Consider the following 19347-nt stretch of genomic DNA (forward strand, 5'->3'; position numbering starts at 1 on the left):
CCCGAGTTCTATATGCGAGCGCGGATCAACTTTTCGGCGCCGTCGCCGCGGGCGGGCTCGGCTCCAGTGTCTTCTTCGGCTTCAGCGTGCCGGCATAGAACGACACCAGCCATACCAGCAGGAGGGCGAGCAGATAGACGCCCCAGGCCTGCGGCGGCGTGGTCGCCCAGCGCAGCAGGCTTTTGAATGTATGGGGCGGGCCGGGTTCTTCGCTCATGGCCCGCTTGTGCGCGAAAGCGGTTGGGCGGTCAATCCGGCCGCGGCTTGGTGCGGATCAGGAACAGCGCCGCCAGCGCCGAGAGGCTGAGGGCGGAGGAGACGATCAGCACCTTGGCGCCCATGAGGTCGATCAGCAGGCCGAAGGCCAGCGGCGCCACCGCCTGTGCCATCCGTGCCGGGGCGCCGATGATGCCGAGACGGTAGCCGAAATCCTTCGGGCCGAAGATCGACAGCGGCAGCGTGCCGCGCGCGATCGTCAGGATGCCGTTGCCCGAGCCGTGGAACAGCGCGAAGGCGCTCGCCGCGGCGCCGCCGAAGATCGCCACGATCACCGCGCCGATCGGGTGAGTGAGGCAGGCAAGGCGCGTCGACCACAGCGGATGGAAGCGGCTGAGGAAGCCGGCCTCCAGCATGCGCGCGCCGACTTGCGCCGGGCCGATCAATGCGCCGGCCGCGATCGCCTCGGCCGGCGTCGCGCCCGTCGTTTCCAGGATGCGCGGGAAATGCGCGGCCATGGCGCCGGTGACGGTCCAGACCGCCGCGAAGATGAAGGCGAGCAGGACCATGGTGCGGTCGAGCGGCAGATGCGGCTTCTCGGCCGTGGCCGCCGCCTGCCTGGCGCCCTTGATCGCCGGCAGCATGAAGAGATTGAGCGGCAGGCCGATCAGGAGGTTGGCGGCCGCCCAGGCAAAGCAGGTCTCGCGCCAGCCGATATGGGCGAGGCCCCAGGCGGTGAGCGGCCAGCCGACCGTGGAGGCAAAGCCCGCCATCAGCGTGATGCCGGTGATGGGCCTGCGTGCCTCGGTGCCGTAGATGCGCCCCAGCGCGGCAAAGGCGGCGTCGTAGAGTCCCATGGCCATGCCGATGCCGAGCACGAGCCAGGCGAATACCATCACCGGAACGGAGTGCGCGAAGCCAAGCAGCGCGAGGCCGGCGGCAATCGTCAGGTTCGACGCCGACAGCACCTGCCTGCCGCCGACGAGATCGATCTGCCGCCCGATGCGCGGGCCGAGCATCGCCGAGATCACCAGCGAGGCCGAGAACGCGCCAAAGATCCAGTTGGAGGAGACGCCGAGGTCGCGCGCCATGGGATCGGCGATCAGCGCCGGCAGATAATAGCTCGAAGCCCAGGCCAGCGTCTGCGTGGTGCCGAGCGCCAGGATGATCGGAAGCTGCCGCTGGTTCATAGTCCTGGCTTCGTGGTCGGCACTGTCATCGGTTCCATTTGCAGCCGGTATGACAGCGCGTCAACAGCGGCTGCGGCATGATCGACCTGCTGTGGGCGGGAGCCTCGGATGCACCAGGTTCGTGCGTGGCCTTCCGCTCGTCACGAATGCACGCCATAATGGCGCATGCAATTGACCTCCCGCCTTGCGCTGATGAACTGGCTCACCGGCCAGGGGCTCACGGGCCTGCCCGAAAACGAACTGCTTCGCGGCTTCTGCGAGCGCTGCCGCGCCGAAGGGCTCGACCTGTCGCGCGGGCTGGTCGTGATCGACACGCTGCATCCGATCTATGAGGGTCGCGGCTTCCGCTGGAGCGACCGTCCCAGCAACGAGAGCGACGCGTTCGAATACGGCTCGACTGCCGACGGCGACGCCGCCAAGAGCTGGCGCCGTTCGGTATTCTTCCACATGCTCGAGAATGGCGACGACGAGATGGTGATCGATCTCGCGGATGCGCCGTCGATGGATTTCTCGCAGATCGGCGAGCTCGCCGAGAAGGGCCACAAGCATTATCTCGCCTTCGTGCATCGCTTCGGTGAGAACGGCGCGCTCGGCCTGATGGACTGTCTCTATTCCTGCTGGACCACGCGCCGCGACAGCGGCTTCACCGACGGCGAGTTGGAAGCGCTGCGGGATCTGGTGCCGGTGCTGGGGCTCGCGATCAAATCGGCGCAGCAGGTCGACATCGCCCGCACGCTCGGCCGCGTCTATCTCGGCCGCGACGCGTCGGAGCAGGTCCTGCGCGGGCGGATTTCGCGCGGTGTCACCGAGCGCATCAACGCCGTGCTCTGGTATTCGGACCTGCGCGGCTCGACCGGGATCAGCGAGAGCATCGGCCCCGACGAGATCATTCCATTCCTCAACGATTACGCGCAGGCCGTGATCGATCCGATCCACGAAGCCGGCGGCGACGTGCTGAAGCTGATCGGCGACGGCGTGCTCGCGATGTTTTGGGGCGAGGACATGGCGGCGGCGCGGCGCGCGGCGCTTCGGGCCGAGCATCTGTTCCGCAAGAACGTCGCGGCGCTCAACAAGCGGCGGGAGGCCGATGGCCGTCCCACCACGTCAGCCTATATCGGCCTGCATGTCGGCGAGGTCTTCTACGGCAATATCGGCAGCGAGGACCGGCTCGATTTCACCGTGGTCGGCCCAACCGTCAACGAGGTCAGCCGCATCGCCTCGATGAGCCGTTCGGTCGACCGCGAACTGCTGGCCTCGTCGGAATTTTACAAGGGCCTGGATGCTGCCGGGCGCCGCTATCTGGTCTCCACCGGCCGCTACGCGCTACGCGGCATCGGCCGCGCGCAGGATCTCTACACGCTCGATCCGGACGTCGATGCCAGTGAGCCGGTGACGGGAAGCTACGAGCGGTACCTGGCGAGTTAGTGGGCGGCCCGGCATGCGCGACGCGGCTAGCACCTTACCGCTGCTTCATCACCCACCATGTCCGGCTGCCGGTCCAGTGCCACGGCCGGCGACAGCCAGATCACCAGCGCCTGCACGCCGAACACGGCGGCGGCGAGATAGAGGCATGCTTCCGCGCTCCACAGCCCGCCGACGACCGCGCCCAGCGCTGAACCGAGCGGACGGGCGCCGTAGCTCATGATGTTGATGGCGGAGACGCGGCCCAGAAGGCGCGGCGGCGTCACCGACTGACGCAGTGTCGTGGTCGAGATCACCCACAGGATCGGTCCGACGCCGAGCAGGAAGAAGCTCAGGGCCGCGAGCCAGGGCGAGGGGACCAGCACCGTCAGCGCCATCACCAAGGCGGCGACGAAGCCGGTGACGGGACCGAGGCCGACCACGGTGCCGAAGGCGACGCGTTGCATCACGCGCGTCGCGAGCAGCGCGCCGATCACCATGCCGACGCCGTACATCGTCAGCACGGTGCCGACGCCGGCGGCGGTCAGGCCGAGGTGGCGCACGGCGTAGGGCACGAACACGGCGATCTGCAGGAACCAGCCGGTGTTGAAGATGAACTGGGTGACGAACACCGGCCGCAGCAGCGGATGGTGAAACACGAAGGCCGCGCCTTCGCGGATGTCCTGGAACGGATGACGGCGCGGCGAGGGCGCGCGGGCAGGCTCGTAGATGCCTGATAGCAGCACCACCGCGATCGCCGAGAGCGCCGCGGCAAAGCCGAAGGCCGGGCTCGCGCCCCACCAGCCGACCAGCGCGCCACCGAGCGCAGGCCCGCTGGCGAAGGCGACGGTGCGCGCAAGCTCGATCCGCGCATTCGCTGCCGGCAACTGCTCCGAACTCACCAGGGAGGGCACCAGCGCCGGCGCGGCCACGCTGTAGACGACGGTGCCGCAAACCGCCGCGAAGCCGAGCAGCGCCAGCAGCGGCAGATTGAGCGCGCCGAGCGCGAGCAGCAGCACGATGGCAGCGAGCGCCGCCGCGCGCATCGCTTCCGCCCCCGCCATCAGCGAGCGGCGCGAGACGCGGTCGGCGAGCAGGCCGGCCGGGATCGCGAACAGAACGAAGGGCAGGGTCAGCGCGGTCTGCAACAGGCCGGTTTGCCCTTCCGCCACCCCGAGCGTCAGCACGGCGACGATGGGGGCCGCGGCTAATGCGATCTGCTCGGCCGACTGCGCCGCGAGGTTCGACCAGGCGAGACGGCCAAAAGTGTCGGGGAGACGGGGCGGGTTTGACATGGCTCACGTCCTGCAAGGTCGGGTTGGCGCCAGTATCCGGCTCCGAGGTCCGCCAAGCCCACCCGCTTTCCGATAGGGCGGCGAACAGCGGCGAGGACGGGAGCGCCGATGCCGCCAGATGCAGTTGCAAATGAGTTGCAATAAGAACGAAGTTGGGTATTCTGGCCCCATGGATGCCCGATCACCCCACCTGAGTCCCGAAGCCGCCGGCTGGCGCGCTGACGCACCCACCACCAAGAGCCTCGCCGAGGTCAATTCCACAGTCGCGATCCCGGCCGCCGGCCACTGGTCGCGACGGCTGCTGGCCTTCGTCGGTCCGGGCTATCTCGTCTCGGTCGGCTACATGGACCCCGGCAATTGGGCGACCGACCTCGCGGGCGGATCGAAGTTCGGCTACACGCTGCTTGCGGTCATCCTGCTCTCGAATTTGATGGCGATCCTGCTGCAGTCGCTGGCTGCACGGCTCGGCATCGTCACCGACCGCGACCTCGCGCAGGCCTGCCGCGCCACCTATTCACCGACAGTGAACTTCCTGCTCTGGCTCGCCTGCGAGGCGGCGATCATCGCCTGCGATCTCGCCGAGGTCATCGGCACCGCGATCGCACTGAAGCTGCTGTTCGGCATTCCCCTGATCGGTGGCGCGCTGCTCGCCGCGCTCGACGCGTTCCTGCTGCTGATCCTGATGAATCGCGGCTTCCGCTTCCTCGAAGCCTTCGTCATCGCATTGCTCGTGGTGATCGCGGTGTGCTTCGCGGTCCAGATCGTAGCCGCGGCGCCGCCGGTGGCCGAGGTTCTGCGCGGCTTCGTGCCGAAGAGCGAGATCTTCACCAACCCCGAAATGCTCTACATCGCGATCGGGATCATCGGCGCGACCGTGATGCCGCATAATCTCTATTTGCACTCCTCGATCGTGCAGACGCGCGCCTATGAACGCAACGACACCGGCCGCCGCGAGGCGATCAAATGGGCGACGACGGACTCGACCATCGCCCTGATGCTGGCGCTGTTCATCAACGCCGCGATCCTCGTCGTCGCTGCCGCGACCTTCCACAAGAGCGGCCATTCCGACGTTGCCGGGATTGAGCAGGCGTTCGAGTTGCTGTCGCCGCTGCTCGGCCTCGGCATTGCCTCGACCTTGTTCGCGGTGGCGCTGCTCGCCTCGGGCCTCAATTCCACGGTGACGGCGACGCTCGCCGGCCAGATCGTGATGGAAGGCTTTCTCGATTTGCGCCTGCCGAGCTGGGCGCGTCGCCTCCTGACGCGCGGCATCGCCATCGTCCCCGTGATCATCGTCACCGCGATCTATGGCGAGCGCGGCACGGCCGATCTGCTGGTGTTCAGCCTGGTCGTGCTGTCGATGCAGCTTCCTTTCGCGGTCATCCCCCTGGTGCGCTTCGTCTCCGACCGCCGCAAGATGGGGAAGTTCGCGATTCCCACCTACGTCGCCGCAATCGCATGGATCGTCGCCGGCGTGATCGTGATTTTGAATCTGAAGCTGCTGGTGGATACGTTCTTCGGGTGAGGAGGCGAATAGCGGGTAGGGAGTGTTTCTCCTCTTCGCTATCGGCCGCTCACCATTCGCATCCTAGTCCTGCGGCTCGGATGCCGAATCCCCCTGCGCGTCGATGCGCAGCCAGCCTGAGGGCGCGAGGCGTTGCTGCGGCAGGAAGCGGGCCTTGTAGTCCATCTTCTTCGAGCCCTCGATCCAGTAGCCGAGATAGACGTAAGGCAGGCCCTGACGTCGCGCGCGGGCGATGTGGTCGAGGATCATGAAGGTGCCCATCGAGCGGCTGACCTGGCCGGGCTCGAAAAACGAATAGACCATCGACAGGCCGTCGCTGAGCACGTCGGTCAGCGCCACCGCGATCAGTTCCTCGCCGCGGCCGGTGATGCCGCTGTCCGGGCCGCGCTTGCGGTACTCGATGATGCGGGTCTCGACATGGCTGTCCTCCACCATCATGGCGTAGTCGAGCACGGTCATGTCGGCCATGCCGCCATGGCGGTGGCGGGCGTCGAGATAGGCGCGGAACACCGAATATTGTTCGGAGGTGGGCACCGCGCTGCGCTGCTCGCCGATGATGTCGGCGTTGCGCGCCATCACCTTGCGGAAGTTGCGCGAGGGGCGGAACTCGTTGGCGACGACCCGGACCGAGACGCAGGCGCGGCACTGATCGCAGGCCGGCCGGTAGGCGATCGACTGGCTGCGGCGGAAGCCGCCATGGGTCAGGAGATCGTTGAGATCGCCCGCGCGCTCACCCACGAGGTGCGTGAACACCTTGCGCTCATGCCGGCCCGGCAGATACGGGCAGGGGGAGGGCGCCGTCAGGTAGAATTGTGGGGTGTCGCGCGAGTGCTGGGTCAAGGGACGTCGTGGGCCTCCGAAGTGTGGTTCAGCATCGCGCTCCAGAAGCCCACGGTCAATTGTCCTGCTCGGCAGATCAGATCAGTCAGCTTAGTAGGTCCGGGTTGACAGGCCCTTGCTCACCAGGTCCTTGCGGCCTGCGGCGCCGGGGCGCGGACCGAATTGTTGATCACGACCGTTCCCAGCACGAAATCGTGCAGCAGGCGCCGGCGGCCGTTGAACAGTCCGACCAGCACGACGAAGGGCGTCAGGAACGAGACCGTCACCCAGAACAACACGGCATGGGTGGCGCCGAGCACGAAATAGCCGGGCGCGCCGTACCAGGTGCGCAACTCCAGATCCATCAGGCGCATGCCGGCTGTCGCCGACGAGGGACCGCCGATTGAGGCGCCATAGTAGACGATGGCCCAGATCACGGAGGCCGGCCAGGCCAGCCAGAACAGCGCCCAGCCGATGCCGAGCGTGACCACGCCGAACAACGCGATGAAGATATAGCCGAGGATCACCGGCACCGAGATCACGACCATGTCGATCAGGAACGCGAACACCCGCCGCGTCGCAACGCCGCGGAAAAGCTCCGGATTCAGATCGGGGTCGAAGGCGTGTGGTTGTGCGCCGCCGTCATTGCGCCAGGCTCCTGAATTGCCCGAGTCATACGACATGGTCCGTCCTCCCAAGGGGAAACCCTCGAGGACAGGACATGGGAACAGGCCATCCCCGTGCCAAGGGCGCAGGACATTAACAAGCCGAAATAATCCGGCGATTCGGGGGCGGGGATACAGCGAGCAGGGTGGGCAAAGCGAAGCGTGCCCACCATCCGGCAGGGGCCAATCGTGGGCACGGCGCAAATGCGCCTTTGCCCAACCTACGGCACCTTATTCTTGGCTGCGCAGCTTCTCCGCGGCCTTCGGTGCAAAGTAGCTCAGCACGCCGTCGGCGCCGGCACGCTTGAAGGCGAGCAGGCTCTCCATCATGGCGCGCTCGCCGTCGAGCCAGCCGTTATTGGCGGCGGCCGCGATCATCGCGTATTCGCCGGAGACCTGGTAGGCGAAGGTCGGCATCGCGAAGGTGTCCTTCACGCGGCGGACCACATCGAGATAGGGCATGCCGGGCTTCACCATCACCATGTCTGCGCCTTCGGCGATGTCGAGCTCGACCTCGCGCAGGGCTTCATCGGTGTTGGCGCTGTCCATCTGATAGGTCCGCTTGTCACCGGTGAGCGTCTTGGCCGAGCCGATCGCATCGCGGAACGGGCCATAGAAGGCGGAGGCATATTTGGCGGCATAGGCCATGATCTGCACGTCGGGCTGGCCGGCGCGGTCCAGCCCTTCGCGGATCGCGGCGACGCGGCCGTCCATCATGTCGGACGGCGCGATGATGTCGCAGCCGGCCTCGGCCTGCACCAGCGCCTGACGGACCAGAACGGCCACCGTCTCGTCGTTCAAGATCTTGCCGTCGCAGATCAGACCGTCGTGGCCATGACTGGTGAAGGGATCGAGCGCGACGTCGCAGAGAATGCCAATTTCAGGAAACTCCTTCTTGATCGCGCGCACCGCCTGGCAGACCAGATTGTTCGGGTTGGTGGCTTCCGAACCTTCCTCGTCGCGCAAGGACGGGTCGGTGTAGGGAAACAGCGCGAGGCAGGGGATGGTGAGCTTCATGGCGCGCTCGGCCTCGCGCACCGCCTGATCGACACTGAGACGGTCGACGCCGGGCATCGAGGCGACCTGCTCGCGCTTGTTGGTGCCGTCGATCAGGAATAGCGGCCAGATCAGGTCATCGGTGGTGAGCACGTTCTCCCGCACCATGCGCCGGGCCCATTCGGCCTTGCGGTTGCGGCGCGGACGGACGGTCAGATCGAGGGCATGGGGCACCGCCGCTCCCTCCCGGCGCGAAACCTCGCGCAATTCGATCGGCCGTCCGTATTTGATCGCCATCTCTCTTCCTCCGACTGGAATTATTCTTATACCAGCTCGCATGGTTCCCGTCACCGCGGCTTGACCTGCCGCAAGGGATAGCAGCCGATTGATTTTGCGGGCCGAAGCAGCCAGAAGGGGTCCATGTCCGAGATCTCCACCCGCGATGCGGCCCGCGACGGCGCCAGGGACACCGCCAGAGAGAATGCCAGAGATACGGCGATGTCGGTCGCTGCGATCTCGTCGGAGCGGGTCGAGTCCGACGACAATGTCTGGACGCGCCGCCTGGTGCTGTTCCTGCGGGTGATGGCGCTGCTGTCGATCCTGAAGGGTCTGTATCACTGGGCCCAGGTGACGGGTTTTGTCGGCGGCGAGGACGAGGCGTTCGAGAACCAGTCGATGGCCTGGCAGGCCGCGACGGTCTACTTCGCCGTGATCGAGCTCGTCGCCGCGGTCGGCCTGTGGCTGGCAACCCCGTGGGGAGCGGTGGTGTGGCTCACGACCGTGGTGTCGATGGCGGTGATCGAGCTGATGTTCCCGGGCATCTACGGCGGCAGCCTGATCGTCGTCGGCGTCGAGGCCTTCATGCTCGCCGCCTATCTCGCGCTCGCCTGGATGGCCGCGCGCGAACGGCCGCCATAGGCGTATGCTCTCGCGCCCCGGACGCAATGCAGCGCGCCCCTCGCGAAGCGAAGCATCGTCCAGTGCGGCGTGATGCGCTGCAGAGGCGGGCCCGTCTTTCCGCAATCTCGCTTTGAAACATCTGGGTCCCGGCTCTCCGCGCCGCTTTGCGGCGCTTGTCCGGGACACGAGAGTGTTGCGCTTGGTTGACCGTTGGTTGCCTAAAATTTGCGGTAAGTTTTCGTTGACCAGCCGGTTCCGCCACAGCTCTTACGCGCCCGTTTCGAAACGAAGCGGGGCTGTTCTGGAATGCGACAAGGGGGGCGGACGGAGGGTGAACAGGACCTTGCGAAGGTCAACAGAGCGTTGCGAAAAGTGCTTGTGGCACAGGCTTAATCCGCAATTCACTGTCTTAAATTCATGATCTCTTTATTCTCTTATTTAAGCCGATCTTCAAACGAGCCCCTTAAGTTGCACCTATCAGACGGGACACAAGTTTCGTCGAATAAGTGTCGATAAAAACGACAACAGGGGAAGTGTCATGATGAAAGCCGTCGCAACTGCGGCAGATACCGCAGAGCGCGTCTCCGGCCAGCAGGGTTCGGTGCAGTCGCTCTATCTGGAAGCTTTGACTCTGGTGGAGCGGCTGCATCGCCGGCTCCTCGACGTGATCAAGGATGAATTCGATCGCCGCGGTCGCGCGGACATCAACTCGGTGCAGGCGCTCCTGCTCTACAACATCGGCGACAAGGAGCTGACCGCGGGCGAATTGCGCACGCGCGGTTACTATCTCGGCTCCAACGTCTCCTACAATCTGAAGAAGCTCGTCGAGCTCGGCTTCCTCGATCATCAGCGCTCGCGCGTCGATCGCCGCTCGGTGCGCATCCGCCTGACCCCGCAGGGCCAGGAAGTCCGCCGCATCGTCGATGCGCTCTACCAGAAGCACGTCAAGACGGTGGAGCAGGTCGGCGGCATCTCGGGCGAGGAGTTCTCGACCCTCAACAAGTCGCTGCATCGCCTCGAGCGGTTCTGGACCGACCAGATCCTGTATCGCCTCTGAGTTTTTACGGGATAGGGCCAAGCCGGCCCAAAACAAGACCGGCAAGCCCCCCGAACGTGCCTCAACTTCCCCAGCGCGCCGGCCCGGATTCGTCCGGACCGGTGCGTTTTGCTTTGTGCAACTGCGAAATAATTGCTTGCGGCGTGGAACCAGTTTCGAGCCCAGCGCTTGTCTCCTTCGGATCGGAGACAAGTCGATGCTGGTCGAGCGCGGGCTTCAGGCGATGAACGTGGAACTCGTGAGTGAGGCCTACGCAATCGCTGCGAACTACCTTCGCCGCTCCGGCGCGATCCCCGATACTCTCGTCACCGACGAGCGCCTGCTGGGGATTGTCGTGAAGCTGCTCCAGCAAGGCGAATTCAACAAGATCAGGCTCGCCAACAAGGCGATCAATCGGTTCGAGACGCAGACCGAGGCCCGCGCGGTTGCCTGATCGAAGCTCCGAACATGCAAGAAAACCAGAGGGTGCCATGGAAGCCGCCATCGACCGCATCATGCAGACCTATGACCTGCTCGCCAACCGCACCGCCGCGGCCAGCGAGGAGGCACGGGCCAAGGTCACGAACTATCTCAATACACTGATGGAGGCCGGCGAGAAGGACCCGCACAGGTTGACGGTTTGCGGCCTGACCTATCTGCGCCAGCTCGACGGCAGCGTGGATCCGGTGAAGGCGGGGTATACCGGGTTGTGACGCGATTTCCGCGGCACGTCGAGGCTTCGGGCATGAGACGTTAAAGGCCCGAAGCGGACCCATTTCGGAGGTGACGGACGGGCCGTCTCCCAGGCCGGTCCGGCTACCGAGAACCTCCGATCCCACCATATCTTGCACAAATCTTGGCCCCGACCCGCAAACCCTTGGCCAGTTGCGGGCGATGTGGTAGATCGCGCTCGCCGCTTCCGATCGCCACACCAGACCGCCCGTAGCCCGCCAAAAGGCTGCGGCGGTGGAGATATTCGCAAGATGACCGCAGCCAAGACCGCCTCCGCGCCCGATTCGTTTTTCAGCGCCTCGCTCGAGCAGGCCGACCCGGAAATCGCAGCCGCCATCAAGGGCGAGCTCGGCCGGCAGCGCCACGAGGTCGAGCTGATCGCCTCCGAGAACATCGTCAGCCGGGCCGTGCTGGAAGCGCAGGGTTCGGTGATGACGAACAAGTACGCGGAAGGCTATCCGGGCGCGCGCTACTATGGCGGTTGTGAGTGGGTCGACGTCGCCGAGAACCTCGCGATCGATCGCGCCAAGAAGCTGTTCGGCGCCAACTTCGCCAACGTGCAGCCGAACTCCGGCAGCCAGATGAACCAGGCGGTGTTTCTGGCGCTGCTCCAACCCGGCGATACCTTCATGGGTCTGGACCTTGCGGCCGGCGGCCATCTCACCCATGGCTCGCCCGTCAACATGAGCGGCAAATGGTTCAAGGCCTCGCACTACACGGTGCGCCGCGAGGACCAGATCATCGATATGGACGCGGTCGCCAAGCAGGCCGAAGAGGTCAAGCCGAAGCTGATCGTTGCCGGCGGCTCGGCCTATTCGCGTGCCTGGGACTTCAAGCGCTTCCGTGAGATCGCGGACTCGGTCGGCGCTTATCTCCTGGTCGACATGGCGCACTTCGCCGGCCTCGTTGCCGGTGGCGTGCATGCCTCGCCCGTGCCGCATGCCCACATCACCACGACGACGACGCACAAATCGCTGCGCGGTCCGCGCGGCGGCCTGATCCTCACCAACGACGAGGTGCTCGCCAAGAAGCTCAACTCGGCGATCTTCCCGGGTCTGCAGGGCGGCCCGTTGATGCATGTGATCGCGGCGAAGGCGGTCGCCTTCGGCGAAGCGTTGCGTCCGGACTTCAAGGTCTACGCCAAGAACGTCGTCGAGAACGCCAAGGCACTGGCCGAGGCGATGAAGAGCCACGGCTTCGACATCGTCTCCGGCGGCACCGACAACCATCTGATGCTGGTCGACCTCCGGCCGAAGGGCCTCAAGGGCAACGTCTCGGAGAAGGCGTTGGTTCGCGCCGCCATCACCTGCAACAAGAACGGCATTCCGTTTGACCCCGAAAAGCCCTTCGTCACCTCGGGCCTGCGTCTCGGCACTCCGGCGGCGACCACCCGCGGCTTCGGCGTTGCCGAATTCCAGCAGGTCGCCGGCATGATTGCCGAGGTCCTCAACGCGATCGCGCAGTCCGACGACGGCAAGGCGCCGCTGGTCGAAGCCGCGATCAAGGAACGCGTCAAGGCGCTCACCGACCGGTTCCCGATCTATCAGTAAGGCCAAGGTAAACTGGTGAAAGCAAGCGGATGCGCTGCCCGAACTGCAACAGTCTCGATACGCAGGTAAAGGACTCGCGTCCGACCGAGGACTCGTCCGTGATCCGCAGGCGTCGCGTGTGCGTCGCCTGCAATTTCCGCTTTACCACCTTCGAGCGCGTCCAGCTGCGCGAGCTCACGGTGATCAAGCGCAATGGCCGCCGCGTGCCGTTCGACCGCGACAAGCTGATGCGCTCGGTCTCGATCTCCCTGCGCAAGCGGCAGGTCGAGCCTGAAAGGGTGGAGAAGATGGTCTCCACCATCGTGCGCGAGCTCGAGACCGGGGGCGAGGCCGAGATCTCCTCGGAGGTGATCGGCGAGACCGTGATGGAGCATCTGCGCACGCTCGACGACGTCGCCTATGTGCGCTTTGCCTCGGTCTACCGCAATTTCCGCGAGGCCAAGGATTTCGCCGACGTGCTCGGCGAGCTCTCCGGTGAGGAGGAAGCGCGGCTCGCCGCGATCCGCAAATGATCTTCCGCATCCTGGAAGATCAGTTCGCGCAGAAGGCCCGTGAGGCCAAGGACGCCGATCATCGTTTCATGCAGCTTGCGCTGGCGCTGGGTAAGCGCGGGCAGGGGCGCACCTGGCCCAATCCGGCCGTTGGCGCCGTCATCGTCAAGGACGGGGTCATCGTCGGGCGAGGCTGGACGCAGCCCGGAGGACGGCCGCATGGCGAGCCCGAGGCCTTGCTGCGGGCAGGCGAGGCGGCCCGGGGCGCCACGCTCTATGTCACGCTGGAGCCGTGCTCGCATTTCGGCAAGTCGCCGCCTTGCGCCGATGCGGTGATCGCGGCCGGCATCAAGCGGGTGGTGGCGGCGATCGAGGATCCCAATCCTGAGGTCGCGGGACAGGGCCATGCGCGCCTGCGCGCCGCCGGCATTGCGGTGGATGTCGGATTGTGCGCGGCAGAGGCCGCGTTCGATCATGCCGGGCATTTCCGCCGGATCCGGGACAAGCGTCCGCATGTGATCCTGAAGCTCGCGGTGTCGCCCGACGGCAAGATCGGCGCCGCCGGCGGCAAGCCCGTCGCGATCACCGGCGAAGCTGTGCGCAATCGTGTGCATCTGCTCCGCGCCCAGAGCGATGCCATTCTGATCGGCATCGGTACGGTGCTGGCGGACGATCCGCTTCTCACCTGCCGCCTGCCGGGCATGGCCGCGCGCTCGCCAGTGCGCGTGGTGCTCGATCAGAGCCTGCGCATTCCTGCATCGAGCAAGCTTGTGGGCTCCGCGCGCGAGACGCCGCTCTGGGTGATGGGATCCGAGCTTGCGGAAGCCGCAGCCGCGACGCGCCTCGGTGCGACCGGCGCGCAAGTGATCCGCATCCCTCCGGCAAATGCCTCAGGACTCGATCTGCCCGCCGCGCTGCATGCGCTGGCCGGGAAGGGCATCACCCGCCTGATGGTCGAGGGCGGCAGCCGGGTTGCGGCGTCCTTCATCGCGGCCGATCTCGTCGACGAGATCTGGCTGTTCCGCGGGGCGGAAGCGGTGGGCGCCGAGGGCGTCGATGCGCTCGATGCATTGCCCCTGTCGAAAATCACGCAGTCGCAGGCTTACAAGGTTCATGCTAGCGAGACATTCGACAGGGATACTCTCACCATCTACGAGCGCGCGTAATGTTCACCGGCATTGTCACCGATATCGGCGAGATCGTCGGCTTCACGCCGAAGGCGCAGGGGCAGTTGCACCGCCTGCGCATCGCCTGCCGCTATGACCAGACCACCATTGCCGACGGCGCCTCGATCGCCTGCAACGGCGTCTGCCTGACGGTGGTCGCCTCAGGCATCGATGGCGGCAAGACCTGGTTCGACGTCGATGCTGGCGCGGAGACGCTGGCACTGACGACGGCAAAGCACTGGAAGGTCGGAACGAAGCTCAACCTCGAGCGTGCGCTGAAGATCGGCGACGAGCTCGGCGGGCACATCGTCGCCGGCCATGCCGACGGTATCGCGACGCTTCTCAGCCGCGAGGATCTGCCCGACATGGCGCGGTTCGAGCTTGCGACCACGCGGGAGCTGGCCCGGTTCATCGCCACCAAGGGCTCGATCACGCTCGACGGCGTGTCGTTGACGGTCAATACGGTGCAGGACGTGAGCTTTTCAGTGCTGATCATCCCGCACACGCTGACGGTGACGATCATTGGCGGCTGGAAGGCGGGCAATGAGGTCAATATCGAGGTCGATCTGATGGCCCGCTACGCGGCGCGGCTGACGGAAATGACGGCTTAGCCATCATTCCGGGGGCGTTTCGCGCCCCGGAATGACAGTCTTTGAACTTGGCTTACCCGCCTGCGGCGACTACATAACGCGCCAACCCCTGTAGAACGGATTTGACGATGGCAGACGCGCGGCGCGCACCCCTGAAGGACCAGACCGACATTTCCGGCGCGCGCGCGCTGATCGTCGAGGCGCGGTTCTATGACGATCTCCAGGACGCACTGCTGGACGGCGCCATTGCCGAGCTGAAGGCGGCCGGCCTGACGCATGATGTCATCACGGTTCCCGGCGCGCTGGAGATCCCGGCAGCGGTCGCCATCGCGGTGGACGCCGCAGCGGCGAACGGCAAGCCCTATGACGCCGTGATCGCGCTCGGGTGCGTCATCCGCGGCGACACCATCCATTTCGAGATCGTGTCGCAGGAATCCTCGCGCGCGCTGATGGACCTTGCGGTGACGCGAAAACTGCCGCTCGGCAACGGCATCCTCACCGTCAACAATGATGCGCAGGCCTGGGCACGGGCGCGCGCCAGCGAGCTCGACAAGGGCGGCGATGCCGCGCGCGCGGCGATTGCGATGTTGCGCATCAAACGCCGCCTGGCGCAGGCCTAAAGCCATGGCCGACAACACCAAAAAGCCGGCGGGGCTCGAGAAGAAGGCGAACCGGCGCGGCGCGGCGCGGCTCGCGGCCGTGCAGGCGCTGTACCAGATGGATATCGCCGGCGCCGGCATCAACGACATCTTCGCCGAGTTCGAGAGCCACTGGCTGGGCAACGAGGTCGAGGGCGACACATATCTGCCGGCGGAAGCTGCGTTCTTCCGCGACGTCGTCTCCGGCGTCGTGCGCGACCAGAAGAAGCTCGATCCCCTGATCGACGAGGCGCTGTCGAAGGGCTGGCCCTTGAAGCGGATCGAGGCGATCCTGCGCGCGGTGCTGCGTGCGGGAGCTTACGAATTGGAGCATCGCAAGGACGTGCCGGGACGCGTCGTCGTCTCCGAATATGTCGACGTCGCCAACGCCTTCGTCGACCGCGAGGAGACCGGCATGGTGAATGCGGTTCTCGACCAGATCGGTCGCCAGTTTCGCGGTGACGAGTTCGGGCGATAGTCGTGCTGAGGGGCGTCGCATTGAAGCAATACGCGAGCCCCATTCTCCGCTGTCATCACCCGCGAAGGCGGGTGATCCAGTACGCCGCGGCCTATCGATTTGAAGCGAGCGCCTCTGGAATACTGGATCGCCCGGTCGAGCCGGGCGACGACACCTGTTTGTGGGGATAAGCCAGTGGCAAATCCACAAAATCCCTCCGCCGAAGACTCCCTCATCGCCCGCTATTTCAAGCCGCTGGCGACTGATCCCGGTGCGTTCGGTCTGGTCGACGACGCCGCGGTGCTGGCCTCGTCCGGCGACGACATCGTCGTCACCACCGACGCCGTCGTCGAGGGCGTGCATTATCTTGCCAATGATCCCCCTGGCACCATCGCGCGCAAGGCGCTGCGGGTGAACCTGTCCGATCTGGCTGCCAAGGGCGCGGTGCCGGCCGGCTTCGTGCTGACGCTGGCGCTGCGCAGCAGGGAGGATGCCTGGCTGCGGCCCTTCGCGGACGCGCTGGGCGAGGACGCGAAGGAATTCACTTGTCCGCTGCTCGGCGGCGACACGGTCTCGACGCCGGGCCCGCAGATGGTCTCGATCACCGCCTTCGGCCGCGTGCCGCAGGGGCGGATGGTCGGCCGTAGTGGCGCCAGGCCAGGCGATCGCATCCTGGTGACGGGCACCATCGGCGATGCTGCGCTTGGCCTCGACGTGCTCACAGGCGGCGCCGCTGCGGCCGCGCTCGCGAGCCATCCCGCAGCACGGGACGCCTTGATCTCGCGCTATCGCGTGCCGCAGCCGCGCAATGTGCTGGCGCGCGCCGTGCGCGATCATGCGACCGCGGCCATGGACGTCTCCGACGGGCTCGCCGGCGATCTGGTGAAACTCTGCGCAGCGTCCGGGGTCTCGGCCACGGTCGAGGTGACACGCGTGCCGCTTTCAGCCGCGGCGGCGGGCCTGGTCGCCCGCAAAATCGTTTGCGTCGAGACGCTGCTTGCGGGGGGCGACGATTACGAGGTGCTGTGCACTGTGCCGCCGGCGCAATCCGATGCACTGATTGGCGCGGGGCGGGTGGCCGGCCTTGCCGTCACGGCGATCGGCACCATCGTCGCGGGGAAAGAGAGGCCGCGCTTCCTGGACGGGCAGGGCCAGGAATTGACCTTGAAGCGGCTGTCCTACAGCCACTTCTAGGAATTGCTCCAAACGGCACGTTAGTTCTCGGCACTTGGTGCTAAATACCTGCCGAGATCGGCGTTTTCGGCCTTATCCGGCGTTGCACCCTCAATTTGATTTTGGCAAGCTTGTGGCTGACTGAAGCCGCCCCTTTTGGGCAAGGGGCGGCTTTGTTCGAAATCAAGGCGCCGCACCGCACGACGGACAACAAAAGGCGCCGGGGGTACATCAAGGATCTGAGGCAAACATCACATGACAGCATTATGGTTGATTGTGCTCTGCGGAGTACTTTCCGTCGTCTACGCGATTTGGGCGACGTCTTCGGTGTTAAGCGCGGATGCGGGGTCGCCGCGCATGCAGGAGATCGCAGGAGCGGTGCGTGAAGGCGCACAGGCCTACCTGCGGCGCCAGTACACCACGATCGGTATCGTCGGCATCGTCATCTTCGTGCTGCTTGCCTATTTCCTCGGGCTCTATGTCGCGATCGGTTTTGCCATCGGCGCTATCCTGTCCGGCGCCGCGGGCTTCATCGGCATGAACGTCTCGGTCCGCGCCAATGTGCGCACCGCCCAGGCCGCGACGACGTCGCTCGCCGGCGGTCTCGAACTCGCCTTCAAGGCGGGCGCCATCACCGGCCTGCTGGTCGCCGGTCTCGCGCTGCTGGGCGTGACGATCTATTTCGCCTTCCTGGTCCATTCGCTGAAACTGGCGCCTGACAGCCGGGTCGTTGTCGACGCCCTGGTGGCGCTCGGCTTCGGCGCTTCGCTGATCTCGATCTTTGCCCGTCTCGGCGGCGGCATCTTCACCAAGGGGGCGGACGTCGGCGGCGACCTCGTCGGCAAGGTCGAAGCCGGCATTCCCGAGGATGATCCACGCAACCCCGCCACGATCGCAGACAACGTCGGCGACAATGTCGGCGACTGCGCCGGCATGGCCGCCGACCTGTTCGAGACCTATGCGGTGACCGCGGTCGCCACCATGGTGCTGGCGGCGATCTTCTTCGCCAAGACGCCGATCCTCGCCACCATGATGACGCTGCCGCTCGCCATTGGCGGCGTCTGCATCATCACCTCGATCATCGGCACCTTCTTCGTCAAGCTCGGGCCGAGCCAATCGATCATGGGCGCACTCTATAAGGGCCTGATCGCGACCGGCGTGCTGTCGCTGGTCGGCATCGCGCTGGTGATCTACTACCTGATCGGCTTCGGCAAGCTCGACGGCGTCAGCTATACCGGCATGGCGCTGTTCGAGTGCGGCGTGGTTGGTCTCGTCGTCACCGCGCTGATCATCTGGATCACCGAATACTACACCGGCACGGACTACCGTCCGGTGAAGTCGATCGCCCAGGCCTCGGTGACCGGCCACGGCACGAACGTGATCCAGGGGCTCGCCATCTCGATGGAGGCGACCGCCTTGCCTGCGATCGTCATCATCGCCGGCATCCTGGTCACCTACAGCCTCGCCGGGCTGTTCGGCATCGCGATCGCGACCGCCACTATGCTGGCGCTGGCCGGCATGATCGTCGCCCTCGATGCCTTCGGCCCCGTCACCGACAATGCCGGCGGCATTGCCGAGATGGCGGGACTGCCGAAGGAGGTGCGCAAGTCGACCGACGCCCTCGACGCGGTCGGCAACACCACCAAGGCGGTCACCAAGGGCTACGCGATCGGCTCTGCCGGTCTCGGTGCTCTCGTGCTGTTCGCGGCCTACAACGAGGATCTCAAGTTCTTCATTGCGGACTCCGCGCGCCATCCCTACTTCGCTGGCGTCAATCCGGACTTCTCGCTCAACAACCCCTACGTGGTGGTGGGCCTGCTGTTCGGCGGCCTGTTGCCGTATCTGTTCGGCGCGATGGGCATGACCGCCGTCGGCCGCGCTGCCAGTGCGATCGTCGAGGAGGTGCGGCGTCAGTTCCGCGAGAAGCCCGGCATCATGCAGGGCACCGACAAGCCTGATTACGGCAAGGCGGTGGACCTGCTCACCCGCGCGGCGATCAAGGAGATGATCATTCCCTCGCTGCTGCCGGTGCTGTCGCCGATCGTGGTGTACTTCCTGATCTACGTGATCGCGGGTGGTGGCGTGGCCGGCAAGTCGGCGGCCTTCTCCGCGGTGGGCGCGATGCTGCTCGGCGTGATCGTGACGGGCCTGTTCGTCGCGATCTCCATGACCTCGGGCGGCGGCGCCTGGGACAACGCCAAGAAGTACATCGAGGACGGCCATTTCGGCGGCAAGGGCAGTGATGCCCACAAGTCGGCCGTGACCGGCGACACCGTCGGCGATCCCTACAAGGATACGGCGGGTCCTGCGGTGAACCCGATGATCAAGATCACCAACATCGTGGCTCTGCTGCTGCTGGCGATCCTGGCGCACTGAGCGGCGGAGACGAACCAAGACAAAACCCCGCGGCGCGAGGCCGCGGGGTTTTTGATTGGGTCTGTCGCTCTGTCTTGCGTTCCCCGGACGCAGCGCAGCACGAAGTGCTGCGCTGCAGATCCGGGGTCCTCGTC

At 65.7% G+C, this 19347-nt stretch carries 20 protein-coding genes; 14 read left to right on the top strand and 6 right to left on the bottom strand.

The genetic code is table 11. From position 1 onward, the window contains the following. Positions 1-25: 25 nt before the first annotated feature. Both ACFDR6_RS25145 and ACFDR6_RS25150 read right to left on the bottom strand, forming a co-directional pair. A complete protein-coding gene (locus tag ACFDR6_RS25145; RefSeq protein ID WP_375859887.1) occupies positions 26-217 on the bottom strand; it encodes a hypothetical protein in 192 nt (63 codons plus the stop codon). 31 nt (positions 218-248) lie between these two features. Beyond that, entirely contained in the window at positions 249-1406 is a 1158-nt protein-coding gene (locus ACFDR6_RS25150) for an MFS transporter (protein ID WP_212089693.1), read from the bottom strand. Between the two features lie 165 nt (positions 1407-1571). Here ACFDR6_RS25150 and ACFDR6_RS25155 point away from each other — a divergent pair, with 165 nt between their 5' ends. Continuing rightward, positions 1572-2831, top strand: a complete 1260-nt coding sequence (locus ACFDR6_RS25155) for an adenylate/guanylate cyclase domain-containing protein (protein ID WP_212089695.1) — start codon at positions 1572-1574, stop codon at positions 2829-2831. Between the two features lie 26 nt (positions 2832-2857). Here the strand turns inward: ACFDR6_RS25155 and ACFDR6_RS25160 are convergent, their stop codons facing one another. Next, on the bottom strand, positions 2858-4102 hold the full coding sequence (locus ACFDR6_RS25160; protein ID WP_375859888.1) for an MFS transporter: 1245 nt from the start codon (positions 4100-4102) through the stop codon (positions 2858-2860). A gap of 169 nt (positions 4103-4271) precedes the next feature. Between ACFDR6_RS25160 and ACFDR6_RS25165 the strand changes: the two genes are divergently transcribed. After that, positions 4272-5624 (top strand): Nramp family divalent metal transporter, encoded by a 1353-nt coding sequence (locus ACFDR6_RS25165; protein ID WP_375859889.1) that lies wholly within the window; start codon positions 4272-4274, stop codon positions 5622-5624. A gap of 63 nt (positions 5625-5687) precedes the next feature. Here the strand turns inward: ACFDR6_RS25165 and ACFDR6_RS25170 are convergent, their stop codons facing one another. The 3 genes from ACFDR6_RS25170 to hemB all read right to left on the bottom strand — a co-directional run bounded on the left by ACFDR6_RS25170 (position 5688) and on the right by hemB (position 8401). Then, entirely contained in the window at positions 5688-6464 is a 777-nt protein-coding gene (locus tag ACFDR6_RS25170) for an arginyltransferase (protein ID WP_212089701.1), read from the bottom strand. 119 nt (positions 6465-6583) lie between these two features. Beyond that, entirely contained in the window at positions 6584-7126 is a 543-nt protein-coding gene (locus ACFDR6_RS25175) for an RDD family protein (protein ID WP_375859890.1), read from the bottom strand. Between the two features lie 213 nt (positions 7127-7339). Beyond that, complete coding sequence (gene hemB / locus ACFDR6_RS25180) at positions 7340-8401, bottom strand: porphobilinogen synthase (protein ID WP_375859891.1); 1062 nt, start codon at positions 8399-8401, stop codon at positions 7340-7342. A 123-nt stretch (positions 8402-8524) separates the two neighbouring features. On the opposite strand from hemB, the gene ACFDR6_RS25185 reads away from it, so the two are divergent. The 12 genes from ACFDR6_RS25185 (at position 8525) to ACFDR6_RS25240 (ending at position 19213) form a co-directional block, all read left to right on the top strand. Next, a complete protein-coding gene (locus tag ACFDR6_RS25185; protein WP_212089707.1) occupies positions 8525-9022 on the top strand; it encodes a DUF6163 family protein in 498 nt (165 codons plus the stop codon). A gap of 520 nt (positions 9023-9542) precedes the next feature. Then, the gene (gene ldtR / locus ACFDR6_RS25190; RefSeq protein WP_018320040.1) at positions 9543-10061 is read left to right on the top strand and encodes a transcriptional regulator LdtR; all 519 of its coding nucleotides are present in this window, start codon (positions 9543-9545) and stop codon (positions 10059-10061) included. Between the two features lie 196 nt (positions 10062-10257). Then, positions 10258-10494 carry a hypothetical protein gene (locus ACFDR6_RS25195; protein WP_212089709.1) on the top strand — a complete coding sequence of 79 codons (237 nt, stop codon included), beginning with the start codon at positions 10258-10260 and terminating at the stop codon, positions 10492-10494. Between the two features lie 37 nt (positions 10495-10531). Then, entirely contained in the window at positions 10532-10753 is a 222-nt protein-coding gene (locus ACFDR6_RS25200) for a hypothetical protein (RefSeq protein WP_014494771.1), read from the top strand. A gap of 270 nt (positions 10754-11023) precedes the next feature. Beyond that, a complete protein-coding gene (gene glyA / locus ACFDR6_RS25205; RefSeq protein ID WP_317243794.1) occupies positions 11024-12322 on the top strand; it encodes a serine hydroxymethyltransferase in 1299 nt (432 codons plus the stop codon). Between the two features lie 29 nt (positions 12323-12351). Further along, the gene (nrdR, locus tag ACFDR6_RS25210; protein ID WP_007603426.1) at positions 12352-12834 is read left to right on the top strand and encodes a transcriptional regulator NrdR; all 483 of its coding nucleotides are present in this window, start codon (positions 12352-12354) and stop codon (positions 12832-12834) included. Next, the gene (gene ribD / locus ACFDR6_RS25215; RefSeq protein WP_317243795.1) at positions 12831-13979 is read left to right on the top strand and encodes a bifunctional diaminohydroxyphosphoribosylaminopyrimidine deaminase/5-amino-6-(5-phosphoribosylamino)uracil reductase RibD; all 1149 of its coding nucleotides are present in this window, start codon (positions 12831-12833) and stop codon (positions 13977-13979) included. Before nrdR ends, ribD begins: the two co-directional genes overlap by 4 nt. Further along, entirely contained in the window at positions 13979-14590 is a 612-nt protein-coding gene (locus ACFDR6_RS25220; protein ID WP_375859892.1) for a riboflavin synthase, read from the top strand. The genes ribD and ACFDR6_RS25220 overlap by 1 nt, the downstream gene beginning before the upstream one ends. 107 nt (positions 14591-14697) lie before the next feature. Beyond that, a complete protein-coding gene (ribH, locus tag ACFDR6_RS25225) occupies positions 14698-15189 on the top strand; it encodes a 6,7-dimethyl-8-ribityllumazine synthase (RefSeq protein ID WP_317243797.1) in 492 nt (163 codons plus the stop codon). A gap of 4 nt (positions 15190-15193) precedes the next feature. Then, positions 15194-15685: a transcription antitermination factor NusB gene (nusB, locus tag ACFDR6_RS25230; protein ID WP_212089719.1), complete on the top strand. Its 492-nt coding sequence runs from the start codon at positions 15194-15196 to the stop codon at positions 15683-15685. Between the two features lie 174 nt (positions 15686-15859). Continuing rightward, positions 15860-16858, top strand: coding sequence for a thiamine-phosphate kinase (gene thiL, locus ACFDR6_RS25235; protein ID WP_375859893.1), 999 nt, complete (start codon positions 15860-15862; stop codon positions 16856-16858). 234 nt (positions 16859-17092) lie between these two features. Beyond that, positions 17093-19213, top strand: a complete 2121-nt coding sequence (locus ACFDR6_RS25240) for a sodium-translocating pyrophosphatase (RefSeq protein ID WP_212089723.1) — start codon at positions 17093-17095, stop codon at positions 19211-19213. Positions 19214-19347: the final 134 nt, after the last annotated feature.

Source organism: Bradyrhizobium tunisiense, assembly GCF_042263385.1.
GTDB classification, from domain to species: Bacteria; Pseudomonadota; Alphaproteobacteria; order Rhizobiales; family Xanthobacteraceae; genus Bradyrhizobium; species Bradyrhizobium tunisiense.

What these genes read in the sequence shown, in the direction of transcription:
- ACFDR6_RS25150 (WP_212089693.1), bottom strand. Translation starts at nt 1,406, where the DNA reads ATGAACCAGCGGCAGCTTCCGATCATCCTGGCGCTCGGCACCACGCAG.
- ACFDR6_RS25145 (WP_375859887.1), bottom strand. Translation starts at nt 217, where the DNA reads ATGAGCGAAGAACCCGGCCCGCCCCATACATTCAAAAGCCTGCTGCGC.
- nusB (WP_212089719.1), top strand. Translation starts at nt 15,194, where the DNA reads ATGGCCGACAACACCAAAAAGCCGGCGGGGCTCGAGAAGAAGGCGAAC.
- ribD (WP_317243795.1), top strand. Translation starts at nt 12,831, where the DNA reads ATGATCTTCCGCATCCTGGAAGATCAGTTCGCGCAGAAGGCCCGTGAG.
- ribH (WP_317243797.1), top strand. Translation starts at nt 14,698, where the DNA reads ATGGCAGACGCGCGGCGCGCACCCCTGAAGGACCAGACCGACATTTCC.
- hemB (WP_375859891.1), bottom strand. Translation starts at nt 8,401, where the DNA reads ATGGCGATCAAATACGGACGGCCGATCGAATTGCGCGAGGTTTCGCGC.
- ACFDR6_RS25160 (WP_375859888.1), bottom strand. Translation starts at nt 4,102, where the DNA reads ATGTCAAACCCGCCCCGTCTCCCCGACACTTTTGGCCGTCTCGCCTGG.
- ACFDR6_RS25155 (WP_212089695.1), top strand. Translation starts at nt 1,572, where the DNA reads ATGCAATTGACCTCCCGCCTTGCGCTGATGAACTGGCTCACCGGCCAG.
- ACFDR6_RS25240 (WP_212089723.1), top strand. Translation starts at nt 17,093, where the DNA reads ATGACAGCATTATGGTTGATTGTGCTCTGCGGAGTACTTTCCGTCGTC.
- nrdR (WP_007603426.1), top strand. Translation starts at nt 12,352, where the DNA reads ATGCGCTGCCCGAACTGCAACAGTCTCGATACGCAGGTAAAGGACTCG.
- ACFDR6_RS25220 (WP_375859892.1), top strand. Translation starts at nt 13,979, where the DNA reads ATGTTCACCGGCATTGTCACCGATATCGGCGAGATCGTCGGCTTCACG.
- ldtR (WP_018320040.1), top strand. Translation starts at nt 9,543, where the DNA reads ATGATGAAAGCCGTCGCAACTGCGGCAGATACCGCAGAGCGCGTCTCC.
- glyA (WP_317243794.1), top strand. Translation starts at nt 11,024, where the DNA reads ATGACCGCAGCCAAGACCGCCTCCGCGCCCGATTCGTTTTTCAGCGCC.
- ACFDR6_RS25200 (WP_014494771.1), top strand. Translation starts at nt 10,532, where the DNA reads ATGGAAGCCGCCATCGACCGCATCATGCAGACCTATGACCTGCTCGCC.
- ACFDR6_RS25185 (WP_212089707.1), top strand. Translation starts at nt 8,525, where the DNA reads ATGTCCGAGATCTCCACCCGCGATGCGGCCCGCGACGGCGCCAGGGAC.
- ACFDR6_RS25195 (WP_212089709.1), top strand. Translation starts at nt 10,258, where the DNA reads ATGCTGGTCGAGCGCGGGCTTCAGGCGATGAACGTGGAACTCGTGAGT.
- ACFDR6_RS25175 (WP_375859890.1), bottom strand. Translation starts at nt 7,126, where the DNA reads ATGTCGTATGACTCGGGCAATTCAGGAGCCTGGCGCAATGACGGCGGC.
- ACFDR6_RS25165 (WP_375859889.1), top strand. Translation starts at nt 4,272, where the DNA reads ATGGATGCCCGATCACCCCACCTGAGTCCCGAAGCCGCCGGCTGGCGC.